Below are 16,761 nucleotides of genomic sequence, written 5' to 3'. Positions count from 1 at the left end.
TGTCTCCCGGCCATTCTCGCTGGGCGGTTCAGCCCAGGTTCATGTAGACGGCCTTCGGGTAGAGGTAGCTCTCCACGTGTTCGCGGCCGCCCTTCCAGCCGTAGCCGCTCATCTTCGTTCCGCCGAAGCCGACCGACGGGTCGAGGACGCCGTAACAGTTGACCCAGACCGTGCCTGCGTTGATACCGCGCGAAACCTTGTGCGCGGTGCCGAGATCGCCGGTCCAGACACCGCCGGCCAGCCCGTACGGGGTCGCGTTGGCCAGGCGCAGCGCCTCGTCCATGTCGTCGAACGGGATCACCGTGGCCACGGGGCCGAAGATCTCCTCCTGCGCGATCGTCATCTCGTTGGTGGCGGAGGCGAAGACGGTGGGTTCGACGAAGAATCCCGACGCGCGGTCGCCGTCGAGCCGCTTACCGCCACTGACCAGTTCGGCCTCACCGGAGCCGATGTCGATGTAGTTCAGCACCCGGTCGAGCTGGCGTTGTGAGATCAGCGGGCCCATTTGGCTGTTCGGGTCGAGGCCGTCGCCCACGCGGATCGTCTTGGTGAATTCCGCCATGCGCGAGACGAACTCGTCGTGGATCGAACGCTGGACGAAGATTCGCGTTCCGGCGACGCAGACCTGGCCGCTGTTGGTGTACACGCCCATCGCCGCGCCCGGCACCGCCAGGTCCAGATCGGCGTCGGCGAAAACGATGTCGGGCGACTTGCCACCGAGCTCGAGCTGAAGCCGTTTCATGTTCCCGGCCGAGGCGCGCACGATGGTCTGGGCGGTGCCCACCGAACCGGTGAACGCGATCCGGTCGACGCCGGGATGCTCGGCCAGTGCCGCGCCTGCCTCCTTGCCGTAGCCGGTCACCACGTTGACGACACCGTCGGGAACACCGGCCTCGGTGAGCAATTCGGCCACCCGCAGCACCGACAGCGACGCGTCCTCGGCGGGCTTGAGCACGGCCGTGCAGCCGGTCGCCAGTGCCGGACCGAAGATCCACCACAGGCCGATGAGCGGGCCGTTCCACGGGATGATCCCGCCGACCACGCCGACAGGCTCGCGATAGCGCAGGGTCAGGAAATCGCCGGGCAGCGAGTTCGGCGGAGTGCTGGCCGTGCCCGCGTCGACCTGCGAGGCGAAGAATTGCAGCACCTGCGAGGTCCACTCCCGCAGGCCTCGGGTCCGGGTCAGCGGGGCGCCCATGTCCAGGGTTTCGATGGTGGCGAGTTCCTCGAAGTTCTCGAGGACCAGGTCGTGGACGCGCAGGATCAGCGAGCGACGCTGGTGCGGGGTCCAGCGACTCCATTCGCCCTCGAAGGCGGCGCGCGCGGCCGCGACGGCGGCGTCCACGTCGGCGGCGCCGCTCGCGGCGATGGCGCCCATGGTGGCACCGGTGGCGGGATTGACTACGTCGATGGTCTCGCCCGAGGCGGCGGGCACCCAGCGCCCGCCGATCAGGTTGTGCTTGGCCGTGCCGACGAACGCCGGCTCTGAATGAGTGGTGGTCATAGTTCTCTCCGAGTCAGCGAAAGGCTTGGCGGTCAGTCGAACAGGAAGACGCCCTTGCCCGCGTCCTGCTTGTCGAACCACCGGTAGGCCTCCTCGGCCTGCTCGATGGTCCAGGTGTGCGAATAGAGGCTGTCGACCGGAAGCTTGTGCGCGACGACGTAATCGGCGCAGCGTGCCTGCTCGATCGTCGACATGGTCCAGGACGTCATCAGCGTCCACTGGTTCTTGTAGACGGCCTGGGTCGTGAACTCGACGTGACCGGGCAGGCCGATGAACACGGCCCGGCCGAAGGTGCCGAGCACGGCGAGGGCGTCGTCACCGGCCCGACCCGACGTTTCCAGCACGACATCGGCCATCCGGCCACCGGTGTGTTCGGCGACCACCTCGGCCACCGACCGCTCGCGGGAATTGACCACGAGATCGGCACCGAAGCGTTCGCTCTCGGCGAGCCTGCGATCGTCGACATCGACGGCGATGACCCGGGCGCCCATCGACGCGGCGAACATCGTCGCCGAAAGTCCCACCGGCCCTTGCCCGAACACGACCGTGGTCGTATCCGCGACGCCACCGACCCGCTTGATCGCGCCCCACGCCGTCCCGGTGCCGCAGCCGATGGCCGCGCCCGCCTGGAACGACAGCCCCTCGGGCATCGGCAGCAGCGCTGCCACCGGCACCAGGGCGAAGGACGTGTGACCGCCGTTGACGTGCACCGCCATGGTCTTGCCCGGCGCGGTCTCACACATCTGCGGCCAGCCCGCACGACAACGACGACAGGTGTTGCAGCCGAAGTAGTGGTGAATCATCACCCGGTCACCGACCGCGAACCGGGCCGGGTCGACGCCCGCGCCGACCGCGTACACCTCACCGCACGGTTCGTGACCCTGGATCACCGCGTGGTCGAAATCGAAAGCGCCGTGGTAGAAGTGCAGGTCCGAACCACACATCCCGGAGGCGCGGATCTTCACCACCACAGCGCCGTGGCCCGGCTCGGGTTCGGGGAAGTCCTTCAGCACCGTCGTCCCGTCTCCCGGGAACACGATCCCCTTCATCAGTTGTCTCCTGTCTTTACGGCAATCAGGCTCAGGGGGCGGGCACGCAGCCGCGCTGTCGCCTCGTGATCGATGCGCAGGCCCTCGGGGTCCCGGCGCGGGTCGCCCTCGACGACGACCCCGTAGTCGCGCGCGGCGCCCGCGATGCTCACGTACTCGTTGCGGACGTCGGCGAGCACCCGTTCGGGATCACGCTGCAACGGATCGCCCCATCCGCCGCCACCATTGGTGAGGCACCGCAGGATCGTGTTCGGTCCCGTCGCCCACACCTGTTCGGCGGCGAAGTAGTGGTAGCGGCCGTCGACCGGGTCCAGTGCCTTGGTGTCGGGGTCGAGCACCCCGGCGACGGGCACGCTGTCGGCGTAGACCTGCGGGTCGGTGCCGAGCAGGTTCGGGGTCGCGCCGGCGTCACTCGGGGGGAACAGCCACATCGCCCCGGTGGGCCCGGCCTGTCCGCCGTTGGCGCCCACGCCCGAGGGCTGTTTGGTGCGGAAGGGCGACAGGTAGTGTGCACCCGCGGTGAGCCACAGCGCGTCCTTGAGATTGGCCGCCCCGCCGCGGAAGGTGCCCGCGCCGCCGGTGTCGATGGCGTGTTCCTTACGCAACAGCACCACCGGCGAATCGCGTTCGATCGTCTCGGTCGCGGGGTCGAGGTTGTTGAGCGTGAACAGGACGGTGTAGCTGTCGCCGTCGCCGACGTGGGTGGCGCCCCAGGGTCCGTGCTCGCCGCCGCACTGGGTGGCCGAGGTCCACGGGGTGCCGTCGGCCCGCAGACCGGACGCGTTGTGGGTATTGGTCGACCCGTAGTCACCACCGACGCCGTGTCGACCGAGGATCGGATTGAGCGCGTCGAAGATCGCCGACGCGACGGCTCCCGAGGCCTCCCAGAACATCATGATGCCGCCGTCGGGCGGCAGCGAGGAGACGATGGTGCCCGGCGGAACCGCGATGTCGACGTTGCGCCAGGTGCCCGAGGTGAACGGCACCTTCGGGTCGAGGAGCATCGTGAGGGCAACGCCCACAGCGGTTTTGGCGTCGAGGACACCGCAGTTGATGCAGGTCCGGGCCTGAGGCGAGGTGCCTGACAGGTCGATCTCCATGTCCTCGCCACGCTTGCGCACGAGCACCCGCACGGTGTAGTCGACGGTGTAGTCGAGACCGTCGGCGTCGATCAGCGCCGAGCCCGCGTAGTCGCCGTCGGGTACCAGCGCGATCGCGTCGCGCATCCGCTCGGCGGAGGTGTCGCACGAGTAGTCCAACGTGCCGAGGTATGCCTCGAGCCCGTAGCGGTCGATGTTCTCCAGCACCAGTCGCTCCCCCAGCTTCAACTGCTGGAAGATGCTCTTGAAGTCGGGCAGCAACATGCCGCCCCAGCGGGTGTTGTCGAAGATCAGGCTGAAGGTGGAGCGCACCGGTTCGTCCTGCGACCACAGCAGCATGGGCGGGATCACCAGCCCGTTCTCGTAGACATTGCTCTTGGTCGCCGAGAAACCGCCGGGCACCGTGCCACCCATGTCGAGCTGATGCGCGCACATGGTGACGAACGAGACGATCTCCCCTTCGACGAACACCGGCCGGGTGAACGCCACGTCGTTCACGTGCCTGCCGCCGCGATACGGGTCGTTGCAGATCAGGACGTCACCGGGACGCAGGTTCTCGGGCCCGTACTCCTCCACGGCGTTGCGGACCGCGTCGCCCATGGTGCCGAGGAAAACCACCAGGCTGTTGCTGACCACGGCCATCGGATAGCCCTTGTTCGCGGGACCGCTGATGGTGCAGGCGAAGTCGTACCAGTCGCGGATGATCGGCGAGAACGCCTCACGCATGAAACCGGTGGACATGTGCTCGACCGCGTAGCGCAGCCGGTTGGTGATCACGGTGGCGCTGAACCGGTCGGCACCGTAGCGGTCGCGGAACTGGGCATCGGTGAGGTCCCGCAGCCGGGGGGCGGTGGGGATGGTCGGACTGGACATGTCACTTCCTCCGGATCACGATTTCGCCGTACTCACCGACGGTGGCCTGCTGGCCCGCGCCGACGTGAGTGGTCGACAGTTCTTCCTCGACCACGGCGGGGCCGTCGAGCACATCGCCGGCTCGCAGGCTCGTGCGGTCGTAGACCTGGGCCTGCTGGGCGCCGACACCGTCCGCGTCGAGGTCACCCAGGTACCGCAGCGTCACGGTGCGGATCGGGGTGAGCGGCCCGTCGGCCGCGGACCGAGCCGGGAGCGCGGCGTATTCGACCTTGGGGGTGTCGAGCACCGCGCGCACCCGGAACGTCACGCCTTCGACGGGCATGATCTCGAAGCGGTTGCCCGAGCGGGCCTCGTAGGTGTCGTGGAAGGCCGACACCATGGTGGCGACGGCGGCCTCGTCGATCGTGCCGCTCGGCACCGGCACGAACGGGGTCTCCCAGCTCTGCCCGGCCAGATGCGCGTCCATGCTGCGCAGCATCCGTACCGACCCGCCGCCCGTGCGCGCCCGCAGCTGTTCCTCCATCTCGGCGAACAAGGCGTCGATCGCGGGGGCGGCCTCGCCGGTGAGCATGAGGTACGCGCTGCGGTCCACCGTGAAAACCTGGTCGGTGGAGAGCAATCCGACCGCGGAGAACAGGCCGGGATTCGGTGGCACGATCACCTGTTTGCACTGCACGGTGTCGAGCACCGCGGGCAGCAGCATCGGGCCCGCGGCACCGAAGGCGACCAGACTGTAGTCGCGGGGATCGACACCGTTCTTGATGGCGACGTTGAACACGCCCTCGGCCATGTTGTTGACCGCCATCTCGTAGGCGTAGCGGACCCGATGCGCCAGGTCCAGCTCGGTGTCGAGGGACTCGAAGGCCCGCAGGGACGCGTCGGCGTCGAGCTGCAGTTCGCCGCCGGCGAAGTCGTCGGCGGCGAGGATCCCGATCAGCAGGCAGGTGTCGGTCGTCGTCGGTTGCGTGCCGCCGCGGCCGTAGCAGGCCGGTCCGGGCTGCGCCCTCGCGCTGTCGGGGCCGACCTGGATCTCGCCCGCGGAACCGATCGACACGATGCTGCCGCCGCCCGCGCCGATGCTGGAGATGTCGTTGGCGAGGGCGTTGACCACGAGGTCGTGCTCGAGTTCGAAGGTAGTGTTGACGAACGGTTCGCCGCCGCTGACCACGCTGATGTCACACGAGGTGCCGCCCACGTCGGCACACAGCAGGTCGTTCTCCTCGATCAGCGCGCCGAAGTGCGCGCAGGCGACAGTTCCGGCGGCAGGACCGGAGAACACGATCCGGAACGGCTGCTCCATCGCCTGAGCCGACGGGACCAGGGTCGCCGCGCAGTCGGCGAAGTTGAGCTGACCGGCGAAACCGAGTTCGCTCAGGCCCTTCTCCAGGCCCGCGGTGTAATCGGAGTAGATGATCTTCATCAGCGTGTCGATCACGGTGGTGGAGGCGCGGGCGTATTCCTTGGCCAGCGGCGACACCTCGCTCGAGATCGAGCACGGCACGTCGCCGAGCACCTCACGCACCAGCTCACGCAGCCGCACTTCGTGCACGGGGTCGACGTAGGCGTTGATCAGGCAGATCGCGACGCCGGCGACCTCGCACCGGCGCAGCGCCTCGAGTTCGGTCCTGGCCTGGTCCTCGTCGAGTGCGAACAACACTCCGCCGTCGGCGGTGATCCGCTCGTGGATGCCGCGCCGCAGGTAGCGCTGCACCAGCGGCCTGGAGGCGTCGCCGAAACTGCGCCGCCAATGCGGGTCGAGGATGGCCTCGGCTGGGCGCCACACGCGGCCCATGTCGAGGATGTCGCGGTGGCCCTCCGTGGTCAGGAAGCCGATCTTCGGCAGCTGGCGGGTGATGACGGCGTTGAGGCCGTGCGTGCTGGCGTGGTTGAACACCGCCGCATCGGCTACACCGAGCACCTCGGCGCCACGCAGTACCGGGCCTGCGACCTCGGCGTAGTCGGTGGAGATCTTGGCGGTGTGGATACGCCCGTCGCGCCAAGCGACGACGTCGGTGAACGTGCCGCCCACATCGACTGCGATCATGATGACTCCTGAAATGATTCGGTGCTCAGACGAGGTCGGCGAGCAGCTGGATGGGACCGAGCCGGTGCCACGGTTCCCGCGACACGGAGTGAAGGCACTGCTGACACTTGACGACCTGCACCCAGCCCTGTTCGGCGACGACGGGGTACGCGCGCAGCTCGGCGGCGCCGCATCGTGGGCAGGTGCCGTCGCGGGGTTCGCGGTTCACCTCGAGTGGTGTCGGTGCGTCAGCCATGGCTGGGTCCTCCTACGGCGATGAAGTGTGCGGCCGGGTGCCGTGAGGACGACGGTAGGATCGGGAGACCTGGGTCACAATCCGCCCGGCGAAGGCACACTGTCCGTCGAGCGAAGCATGATTCGAATTGCGGAAAGTATATTATATTCATTATGTGATACCCATCACGCCTGAAAGGAGGGTCTGCCGTTGTCGTCAGCACCCGTGGCGTGCGTGAGCACCTTTCGCACGGAAGATCCGGCCGCCGCCCACGATCACGTGGCCGCCACCTTCGCCCACCACGAGCTCGTCCTCGACGAGCGTCGCGGGATCGACTTCGCCCTGGAGACAGTGCGGTCGGAAAGTCTGACCGTCGGCCGGATGGCCTACGGCACCGACGCGCGCATCGACGGACCACCGATGCGGACGTGCTATCACGTGAATCTGTCCATCGCAGGGAAGAGCACGGTGGCACAACACGGCACCCGCCGATCCTTCGGCGCGGGTGAGGCCGGAGTGGCGTTCGTGCACGACGCGCCGGTGTTCATCCGCTGGAGCGCCGACGCCGCGCACTATCACATCAATCTGCGCCGCGTCCCGTTCGAACGCCACGCGGCTCGGCTGCTCGGCCGCCGGGACACCGAGCCGGTCCTGTTCGATCTCACCTTCCCCATCGACTCCCCCGCGGGTCGCGCTCTACTGGCCTCGACCCGGTTCGTCTACGACGAGTTGGCCCGCGAAGGTGGGGTGTCGACGATGCCGCTGGCCTGCCGCGAACTCGAGTCGACGCTGATGACACAGATTCTGCTCACCGCACCGAGCCAGCTGACACCGATACTGACCGGTTCCGCGCCGAGCATCGGACACGCGCGAGTGCGCGAGGCCGTCGCCTACATCCACGCTCATCCCGATGCCGACATCTCGACCGCCGAACTCGCCGCCCGCGCCGGGGTCACCGCCAGGGCGCTCCAATTGGCTTTCCGGGACGCGGTAGGCATGTCGCCCAGCGCTTATGTCCGATCCGTGCGACTCGACCGGGTGCGTGACGAATTGTCTTCCGGCCGCGTGGTTTCGGTGAGCCACGCGGCGATGAAGTGGGGCTTTTTCCATCTCGGCCGCTTCGCACAGCAGTACCGCGAAAGGTTCGGTGAACTGCCGTCGGAGACCGCGGGCCGCGGCGGCCTCGACTCCAGTCCCTGACCAGCCGCACCGGGCCACAGCCAGGAGGCGGCACGACCGCAGACCTCCATACCGAGGTCACTATATTTTATTTAATACTGGCGGATTACAGGAGCCGAGTATGCGCAGCGCATCGAATCAGTGCAGTGTCGCTGAGCTGAACGCCACCATTACCGAGATCGCCGAGCACGCGTACACCGTGCTCGACCGCGATCCCGCCGAGAATCGCCGACCCACCGGTGGTTGGAACCTCGGCGAACTCTGGGACGTGGTGACCACCCGCGCACTGCGCGAAACCGACGGCTCCTCTCCCGCGCGGCTGGCCGAATTGATCGGTCTTCTCGACCGGATCAGGGCGGCGGAATCGATGCAGGCACAGATGCGGCTCGCGAACCGGACCCGGCGGCTGAGCGAAGTGCACGCCGCGCTGTCGGAAGTGAGTTCGGCGACCACCGTGGATTCGCTGCTCACCCGTATCCCGGAAGCGACCTGCGGCCTCGGGTTCGACCGCGCGTTGGTCTCCACCGTGGACGGCGCGTGGCGACTGCACACGATGCACGTCGTCCGCGATCCCCAGTGGGCGGCCGATATTGTCGCGGTCGGGCGGGAGAACCCGCCGATCCTCGACCACGGGCTGGTCGAGAACGACACGGTGGTCGACGCCCGCACGGTACTCGTCCACGAGGTGCAAGACAATCCGCGAGTCAACCGCCCGCTGGCGGCGATCACCAAGTCCTCCTCGTACGGGATCGCACCGCTGCTGGTCGACGGTGAGGTGGTCGGCCTCGTGCACGGGGACTGCTATCACCAGCAGCGCGCGCTCGACGATGTCGATCAACTGCTGTTGTCGGCCTTCGCTCAGGGGGTGAGCCAGCAGTTGGCGCGCTTGTCGGTGCTGGAGGGGATGTCGGCGATTCGTGCCCAGCTCGACGGGCTGGGCCGGTGGTCGGCGCCACGGCACGCTATCGCGGAGTCGATCGCGCTGAGCCGTGACGACGACGCCGTGCTGACCCGCCGGGAAGTGCAGATCGTCCGGTTGCTCGCCGAGGGCGACTCCAACGCCCGCATCGCCCGCAAGCTCACCATCTCCGAGGGCACCGTCAAAACCCACATCACCCGCGTGCTGCGCAAGCTGGGTGCCGCCAATCGCGCGGAAGCGGTGTCGATCTGGTTGCGGAACTCGAACTCGTCCGGGTCGCTGCGCGCCTGATGACACCGAACCGGCCGAAGGTCGTACGAATCTCCCACCCGCGCCAGATGTCGTCGTGCCCGCCGAGCGGAAAAGTGACGTGTGACATAGAGCGGCAGCACTGCCGCCGCACACGGCACGGAGGCGCGGGATGACACAGAGCGAACGGGAAGCCGACTGGATCGTCGGCATCGACGTCGGTGGCACGTTCACCGACATCATCGGGCTGAACCAGGCCACCGGCGAGGTCCGCGACGGCAAAGTGCTGTCCACCACGGAACAGGAGGTCGGCGTCCTCGCGGCGCTGGCGGCGATCGACGTCGCCGTGCCCGAGGTCGCCGAGATCGTGCACGGGCACACGGTGGGGATCAACGCGCTGCTGAGCCGCACGGGCGCGCACACCGGCCTGATCGCCACCGGCGGCCACCGCGATCTGCTCGACATCGGGCGCATGCACCGCGAATTCGGTGACCGTTTCTACGATCCCACCTGGCTGCGCCCGCACCAGGAGCGCCCGATCGTGCGGCGCGAATCCCGCTTCGGTGTTCCGGGTCGGCTGCGCTACGACGGCACCGAACTCCTCGCGCTCGACGAGGACGCCGTGCGCCGCGCCGCCCGCGAACTCGGCGAACAGGGCGCCCGCTCGGTGGCCGTATGCCTGATGAACTCCTACATCAACACCGCGCACGAGCAGCGCACCGCCGAGATCGTCGCCGAGGAACTGCCCGGCGCCTATATCCAGACCTCGGCGCTGTATCCGGTGACGCGCGAACACGAACGCACCACCACCGTGGCGCTGGACGCCTACGTGGGACCGGCCGTCGTCGGCTATCTCGAACGCTTGATGGCCCGGCTGTCCGAGCAGGACTACCGGGGCACCTTGTGGATCATGATGATGAACGGCGGCGTGGCGACCTTCGCGGACGCGGGCCGGGCACCGGTGTTCCAGCTCGTCTCCGGCCCGGTCGGCGGGGTGAGCGGCAGCGTCAAGCTAGCCAACGAGAGCGGCGCCCCGAACCTGCTCACCATCGATGTCGGAGGCACCAGCACCGATGTGGCCGCGATTCGTGGCGGCAAGACCCCGCTCACCGACACCTGGACCCTCGAGACCGGGTTGACCCTGACCATGCCGCTGGTCGACGTCGAGAGCATCGGTTCCGGCGCGGGTAGCCTGATCCGGCCCAGCGCCCTCGGCACTGTCGCCGTCGGCCCGGCCTCGGCCGGATCGAATCCGGGCCCGGTCTGCTACCAGCGCGGCGGCGTGGAACCGACCCTCACCGACGCGTGTGCCGCACTCGGCATCCTGCAGCCGGACCTGTTCGCCAACGGCGCGATCCGACTCGATGTCGACGGCGCCGTCGAGGCCTTGCGCACCACTGGCAAGCAGTGGGGCATGTCGGCGCTCGAACTCGCTTCGGCCGCTTACGAAATCGCCTGCCAGGACATCGCCGCGAAGGTGCGCAGCATCTCGGTGTACCGCGGCCTCAACGTCCGCGAGTTCGCCCTGCAACCGTCCGGCTCGGCGGGGCCGATGCTCGCCGACCGGGTCGGTCAGATCCTCGGCCTGGACAAGGTGATCGTGCCGCGCAGCCCCGGCCAGTTCTCCGCGCTGGGTCTGCTGCGCAGCGATCTGATGGTCACACGCGCGCAATCCATCATGACTCCGCTCGCGCCCGACCACGCCGAGGCTGTGGAGGCCGCGTTCACGGCCCTGCAGGACAGCATCCGGACCGATCTGCGGGACCAGGGCATCGACGTGTCGCGCCTGCGCTTCGAACGCGCCGTGTTCGCGATGTACCGCGGTCAGACCTGGGACAACCGGCTGCCGATCGAGGCGGGCGCGATCACCGCCGAGCGGGTCGGCGAACTGATCCCCCGATTCCACGAGTTCTACCAGGACTCCTACGGTTTCGCGGCACCGGAGATCCCCGTGGTCGTGTCGACCGTCGAAGTGACTGCGGTGATCCCGCGCGAACTCGGCGCCGCCGACCACACCCCCGAGCAGGGCGAGTCCTTCCTACGCACCACCCGGCTGACCGTGCCCGGCGCCACCGAACCCGTCGAGGTACCGATCCACGTCCGCGAACGTCTCACGCCGCACCACCCGGTGCCGGGCCCCGCCCTGATCGCCGAGAAATTCGCGACCACCCTGGTGCTGCCCGGCCGGGTGGCCCACGTGGACGACGACCTCGATCTCATCATCGAGCCGCAGGCCTGAGGAGCAACCATGACCACCATCGAAACCCCCGGCCCCGCCGTCGACGTCGAACTCGACATCCTGCGCTATGGCCTCATCGAAGTCGCCCGCGAAATGCTGGATTCCCTGATGCGCAGTGCCTTCTCCCCGGTCTGCCGCGACATCCTCGACTGCACCAGCGCCATCCACATGCGCACCGACGACGGCTGGGAGACCGTCGCCCTGTGGGAGGGTTGCATGCAGCACGCCTTCACCGCACCGCACATCGCGAACTTCGTGATGGACGACTGGGACATCGACACGATGCAGCCCGGTGACGTCATCTTCGTCAACGACCCGTGGCGCGGCACCATCCACCAGTCCGACGTGAACCTGCTGCGTCCGGTGTTCGTGAACGGCCGCGTGGAGTTCCTGCTGCACTCCACCTCGCACCTGGTCGACCTCGGCGGCGCGATCCCCGGCGGCTTCTCCAACGGCACCCAGACCCATTTCGAGGAACAGCTCAAACTGCCGCCGACACTGTTGTACGCCAACGACGTTCCGGTGCGGCCGACCTTCAACTTCATCCTCGAGAACAACCGGGTACCGCAGCTCGTGCTCGGAGACCTGCGCGCACTGCACGGCTGCCTGGTCGTCGGCGAACGGCAGCTGCAGGAACTCATCGCCCGCAGCGGCCTGGACAAGATCCGTGCGGCGGGACGCTATGCCATCGAATCCACCGAGGCGAGCATGCGCCGCGGTATCGCGAGCATCCCCGACGGCGACTACACGGCCGAGGACTTCCTCGACGAGGACGGCGTGAGCGACGAAGCGATCCCCGTGCACGTGACCGTGAAGGTCCGCGGAGATTCGATGGAAATCGACTTCTCCGGCTCCGGCCGTCAGCCGCTGGGCAACTGCGGTACCGCCTGGTGCGAGGCCACCCGCTGCATCGAGGCGGTCAAGCTGATGGTCGACCCGTCCACCCCGGTCAACAGCGGCACCTTGCGGCCGGTCGAAACCATCCTGCCGCCCGGCAGCGTGGTCCAGGTACTGCCGCCGTCGAGCTGCTCCAACCACGCCGATATCGGCGCTCGCGGCATCAATGTGGTGACCCAGGCGCTGAGTCAGGCCAACGACGAAGCCTTCGCCTGCGACACCGGCACCGCGGTGGTCGTCAGCCTGGGCGGCATCGACACCCGCGCCGGGCACGAGGGCACGCCATGGGGTGCGTTCGCGCTCGCCGGCGGCGGCTGGGGCGGCACCTGGAAGGAAGACGGCGTCTCGTTCTGTGTGATCCCGATCGGCAACTGCCGCACCTCCGTCCAGGAACACCTCGAGATCGAGAGCCCGCTGGTCGTCGTCCAGCACGAGATGGTGATCGACACCGCCGGTGCCGGGCAGTATCGCGGCGGTGCCGGTTCGGTGTATTCGATCTACGCCGAGTGCGACACGATGGTCACCGTCACCGCCGACCGGATCCGCGTCGGCGCGCCCGGGTCCAACGGCGGCGGCGCGGGCGCTCCCGCATTCGGCTGGTACATCGAGAATTTCGATCTCGCCCGGCACGGCGATCCGCTCGATCTGCGCGGGGTCGAGCCGTTGTTCGGCATGTTCGACGCCGACGGCAGGCCCGACCCCAACCACGGCGAATTCGGCCGGGGCGCACGCTATCGGACGGGCAAGTTCTCCGGACTGATCCTGAAAGCCGGAGACGCCCTGCGGTTCGTCATCGGCGGTGGCGGCGGCTGGGGCGACCCACTCGAACGCGAAGCCGCTCGGGTCGCCGCCGACGTGCGGGCCGGACTGGTGAGCCCCGAATTCGCCGCTGCCGGTTACGGAGTCGTGCTCGCTGAGGGCGAGGTCGACGAAGCAGCCACTACCGCACAGCGTGCACACCTGGCGACCGAGCGTGCCGAGGGGCGCTGGCAGGTGCCGGTCGCCACTCCCCTCACCTGGACCCTCTGAAGACAAGGACCACTCTCATGTCAGTCGATCGACTCCTGTTCCCCCGCCCCGAAACCGACCGCGTATACGTCGAACGCGTGCCCGTCGACGGTGCGTGCCCGGCCTGCGGTGCGGCCGAGCTGGCCCGCTATCCCGTCGCCAACTTCCTCGGTCCGCGCATGGTCGTGAAGTGCCAGCGGTGCTTCCACCACGTGTCGGTGACCCGGCCCGAACCCGAGGACCACTGGCCCGCGTGGCGCTCCCCCGCCCGGGACTGGCCGGCTTCCCGCGTCGGATAAGTCCTCTCCCATCATCATTCGTCCCGGAAGGACAGATCGCTCATGATGCTCGACGGGAGAGTCGTCCTCATCACCGGCGCCGCAGGCGGGATCGGTACGGCTACAGCGCTGCTCGCCGCCGAGGAAGGCGCGCGGCTCGCGCTGACCGATGTCTCCGAAGACCGCCTGGAAGCCACCGCCGAGCAGGTGCGCGCCGCGGGCGGTGAAGTTCTCGCACTGCCCGCGGACCTCACCGACGGTGCCGCGGTGACCGCATTGATCGACGCGGTCGTCGCCGAATACGGCCGCCTCGACGGCGCGTTCAACAACGCCGGGGTCAGCGGCGGGCAGATCGGCCAGGGCGGCCGCCGCGTCGGCGAGTGGGACGAGGACGCCTTCGATCGCGCGATCGCGGTGAACCTCAAAGGCGTATGGCTCTGTCTGCGGGCGGAATTGGCGCAAATGGAAGCCCAGCGCGGCGGCGCGATCGTGAACACCGCGTCGCTGGCCGGGCGCACCGGCTTCAAAACCACCGCCGGATATTCGGCGGCCAAGCACGGCGTCATCGGGCTCACCAAGACCGCCGCCATCGAATACGCGCCGACCATCCGGATCAACGCGGTGTGCCCCGGCTACACCGACACCGACCTGATGAAGGACGCCAAGCGCCGCAGCGGTGACGCCATCATGGCGCGCATCCCCTCGGCCCGACTCGCCCAGCCGCGGGAGATCGCGGAGATGGCGTGCTGGCTGCTGTCCGACCGTGCTGCCTACGCCACCGGCGGCGAGTTCGTCGTCGACGGTGGCTATATGGCGGGATGACCGCCCCTTCTCGAATTGATCTCTACCCGAAAAGGATTCACGCATGACAACTTTGGTCGGCGCGGCCGCGAGTTACATCGACGGTCGCTGGAGCGGTGGTGACGGCGACGCCATCGCCACGATCAACCCCGCGACCGGACTCCAGGTGGCGCTCACCCCAGCCAGCGGCCCCGCCCAGGTGACCGCGGCCGTCTCCGCTGCCCGACGCGCCTTCGACGGTGGTGCGTGGAGCCGTCTCGGTCCGGCCGAGCGCGGCGCCCTGCTGCACCGCCTCGCCGAGCTGCTCGACGAGAACCGGGAAGAACTGGTCGGGCTAGCGGCCACCGAGATCGGCACCCCGATCAGCAGCGGACCCACCCTCCACGTCGACCTGCCCGCGAAGTTCTTCCGCTGGTTCGCCGACGCCGCCATCCGGGGCCCCCGCGATGGCTACGAACAGCCCATGCCGCTCGACCACGACCCGATCACCACCAGCAGCCTGCTGTTGCGCCAACCCGCGGGCGTGGTCGCCGCGATCGTCGCCTACAACGTGCCGATCATGATGAGCGCCTACAAACTCGGCGCCGCCCTCGCCGCAGGCTGTTCCACCGTGCTGGTCACCTCGCCCAAAGCAGTGCTGCTCACCGCCGCTTTCGTCAGGCTGGTCGAGGAAGCCGGATTCCCCCCTGGCGCGGTCAATTTCGTGTTCGGACCACCGCCGGTCACCGAACAGGTCGTCACCGCCGCCGAAGTCGACATGGTCACCTTCACCGGCTCCCCCACCGTCGGCAGCACGATCCTCACCCTGGCCGCACCGACGTTGAAGAAGGTGGTCCTCGAACTCGGCGGCAAGTCACCCAACATCGTGCTGCCAGGCACCGACCTGGAACGCGCGGTCCCCGCCTCGGCGCTGCGGTTCACCCGCAACAGCGGCCAAGCTTGCGGAGCGACCACACGAACCCTGGTGCCACAGGCGGATTTCGACGAATACGTCGAGCGTTCGGGCGCGTTCCTGCGCACCCTCACCGTCGGTGACCCGCTCGCACCCGACACCGTCCTCGGCCCACTCATCACCGGCGAACACCGCGCCGACGTCGAAGGATTCCTCGCCCGAGCACGTGACGCGGGCGCCGAGATCCCCGTCGGTGGCGGCCGACCGGCAGGCCTCGACGACGGATTCTTCCTCGAGCCGACCCTGGTGACCGGTGTGCCGAACGAAGCCGAAATCGCCCAGGAAGAACTGTTCGCCCCCGTCGGCGTCGTCATGCCCTACACCGACCTCGACGACGCCGTCCGCATGGCCAACGACGTCAAATACGCCCTCAACGCCAACGTCTGGGGACCGACGCCCGCCGCCATCGAGTTCGCCCGGCGGCTGCGCTCGGGCACCGTCACCATCAACGGTGGCGGCGGCATGCGCCCCGACGCCCCCTGGGGCGGCCCCGGCCACAGCGGCATCGGCAGAGAAGGCGGTGAAGAAGGATTCCGCGAGTTCTTCGAAGTCAAACACCTGCAGTGGCCGCTGTGAGCCTGTTACACGGCAAGGTCGCCGTCATCACCGGCGCGGCGAGCGGAATGGGCCTTGCCAGCGCGGAAGCCTTCGTCGAACACGGGGCGAAGGTGGTACTGGCCGACATCCAGGACGAACGTGGAGCGGCCGCCGCCGCACACCTCGGCGATTCGGCACTGTTCGTACGCACGGATGTCACCTCCGCGGCGCAGGTCGAGTCCGTCGTCAGCGTCGCGGTCGACACCTTCGGCCGACTCGATGTCATGTTCAGCAATGCCGGTGCCGCCGTGGATCTTTCGCCGATCGATGACCTCACTCCGGCAGGACTCGACCGCACGCTGGCGCTGAACCTGCAGGCCCACGTCGCCGCGCACAAGTACGCGGCCCGGCAGTTCCGTGCACAGGGCAGCCCGGGCTCGATCATCACCACCGCCAGTGTCGCCGCGTTGCAGGCCGGGTGGAACGGCGCCGCGTATTCGATGGCCAAGGCAGCCTGGCTCGCCCTGGTCCGTCAAACCGCCATGGAGAACCAGGGCACCGGCATCCGCTCGAACGCCATCCTGCCGGGCGCGGTCCTCACCTCGATCATCACCGACATGTTCGGGGTGGGCCGAGACCGCGAGGACGAGTTCCTGACCGGGATCGGCGACCGCATCGGTGGCGAGACGCTGATCGGGCGCGCGGGCCAGGCCCGCGATATCGCCAACGCCGCACTGTTCCTCGCCAGCGATCTGTCGGCGTGGATCACCGGCGTCGCGCTGCCGGTCGACGGCGGCGCGACCGCGGTCACCAAGGACGCCACGGTCTCGCTCATCACCGAGTTCGCCACGGAGTTCCACACCGGTTCGTGAGCAGGCCCATCCCCGGAATTTGCCGGTCCTGACAGACCTCGCCCCA

At 68.3% G+C, this 16,761-nt stretch carries 13 protein-coding genes; 8 read left to right on the top strand and 5 right to left on the bottom strand.

Annotated features, from left to right (window positions below; genetic code table 11):
- Nucleotides 1-28: 28 nt before the first annotated feature.
- Genes IU450_RS25820 through IU450_RS25800 form a run of 5 tightly spaced genes read right to left on the bottom strand, consistent with a single transcriptional unit; the run spans nucleotide 29 to nucleotide 6,805 of the window.
- The gene (locus tag IU450_RS25820; RefSeq protein ID WP_195152334.1) at nucleotides 29-1,504 is read right to left on the bottom strand and encodes an aldehyde dehydrogenase family protein; all 1,476 of its coding nucleotides are present in this window, start codon (nucleotides 1,502-1,504) and stop codon (nucleotides 29-31) included.
- A 32-nt stretch (nucleotides 1,505-1,536) separates the two neighbouring features.
- Nucleotides 1,537-2,553 (bottom strand): zinc-binding dehydrogenase, encoded by a 1,017-nt coding sequence (locus IU450_RS25815; RefSeq protein WP_195152333.1) that lies wholly within the window; start codon nucleotides 2,551-2,553, stop codon nucleotides 1,537-1,539.
- On the bottom strand, nucleotides 2,553-4,526 hold the full coding sequence (locus IU450_RS25810; RefSeq protein ID WP_195152332.1) for a hydantoinase B/oxoprolinase family protein: 1,974 nt from the start codon (nucleotides 4,524-4,526) through the stop codon (nucleotides 2,553-2,555). Before IU450_RS25810 ends, IU450_RS25815 begins: the two co-directional genes overlap by 1 nt.
- A 1-nt stretch (nucleotide 4,527) precedes the next feature.
- A complete protein-coding gene (locus tag IU450_RS25805) occupies nucleotides 4,528-6,570 on the bottom strand; it encodes a hydantoinase/oxoprolinase family protein (protein ID WP_195152331.1) in 2,043 nt (680 codons plus the stop codon).
- Nucleotides 6,571-6,595: 25 nt separating this feature from the next.
- Entirely contained in the window at nucleotides 6,596-6,805 is a 210-nt protein-coding gene (locus IU450_RS25800) for a hypothetical protein (protein ID WP_195152330.1), read from the bottom strand.
- A 213-nt stretch (nucleotides 6,806-7,018) separates the two neighbouring features.
- Here IU450_RS25800 and IU450_RS25795 point away from each other — a divergent pair, with 213 nt between their 5' ends.
- The 8 genes from IU450_RS25795 (at nucleotide 7,019) to IU450_RS25760 (ending at nucleotide 16,715) form a co-directional block, all read left to right on the top strand.
- Nucleotides 7,019-7,984 (top strand): AraC family transcriptional regulator, encoded by a 966-nt coding sequence (locus tag IU450_RS25795; protein WP_324197824.1) that lies wholly within the window; start codon nucleotides 7,019-7,021, stop codon nucleotides 7,982-7,984.
- 100 nt (nucleotides 7,985-8,084) lie between these two features.
- Nucleotides 8,085-9,173: a helix-turn-helix transcriptional regulator gene (locus tag IU450_RS25790; RefSeq protein WP_195152329.1), complete on the top strand. Its 1,089-nt coding sequence runs from the start codon at nucleotides 8,085-8,087 to the stop codon at nucleotides 9,171-9,173.
- A gap of 130 nt (nucleotides 9,174-9,303) precedes the next feature.
- Nucleotides 9,304-11,370, top strand: a complete 2,067-nt coding sequence (locus tag IU450_RS25785; RefSeq protein WP_195152328.1) for a hydantoinase/oxoprolinase family protein — start codon at nucleotides 9,304-9,306, stop codon at nucleotides 11,368-11,370.
- 9 nt (nucleotides 11,371-11,379) lie between these two features.
- Nucleotides 11,380-13,296, top strand: coding sequence for a hydantoinase B/oxoprolinase family protein (locus IU450_RS25780; RefSeq protein WP_195152327.1), 1,917 nt, complete (start codon nucleotides 11,380-11,382; stop codon nucleotides 13,294-13,296).
- A gap of 17 nt (nucleotides 13,297-13,313) precedes the next feature.
- The gene (locus tag IU450_RS25775) at nucleotides 13,314-13,574 is read left to right on the top strand and encodes a hypothetical protein (RefSeq protein ID WP_195152326.1); all 261 of its coding nucleotides are present in this window, start codon (nucleotides 13,314-13,316) and stop codon (nucleotides 13,572-13,574) included.
- A gap of 42 nt (nucleotides 13,575-13,616) precedes the next feature.
- A complete protein-coding gene (locus tag IU450_RS25770; RefSeq protein ID WP_195152325.1) occupies nucleotides 13,617-14,375 on the top strand; it encodes an SDR family NAD(P)-dependent oxidoreductase in 759 nt (252 codons plus the stop codon).
- Nucleotides 14,376-14,418: 43 nt separating this feature from the next.
- Nucleotides 14,419-15,882 carry an aldehyde dehydrogenase family protein gene (locus IU450_RS25765; protein ID WP_195152324.1) on the top strand — a complete coding sequence of 488 codons (1,464 nt, stop codon included), beginning with the start codon at nucleotides 14,419-14,421 and terminating at the stop codon, nucleotides 15,880-15,882.
- Nucleotides 15,879-16,715 (top strand): SDR family NAD(P)-dependent oxidoreductase, encoded by an 837-nt coding sequence (locus IU450_RS25760; RefSeq protein WP_324197823.1) that lies wholly within the window; start codon nucleotides 15,879-15,881, stop codon nucleotides 16,713-16,715. Before IU450_RS25765 ends, IU450_RS25760 begins: the two co-directional genes overlap by 4 nt.
- Nucleotides 16,716-16,761: the final 46 nt, after the last annotated feature.

It is taken from the genome of Nocardia abscessus (assembly GCF_015477775.1).
Taxonomy (GTDB): Bacteria; Actinomycetota; Actinomycetes; order Mycobacteriales; family Mycobacteriaceae; genus Nocardia; species Nocardia abscessus_A.
The sequence above is the reverse complement of the archived record's forward strand: the minus strand, read 5'-3'. Positions and strand labels throughout refer to the sequence as shown.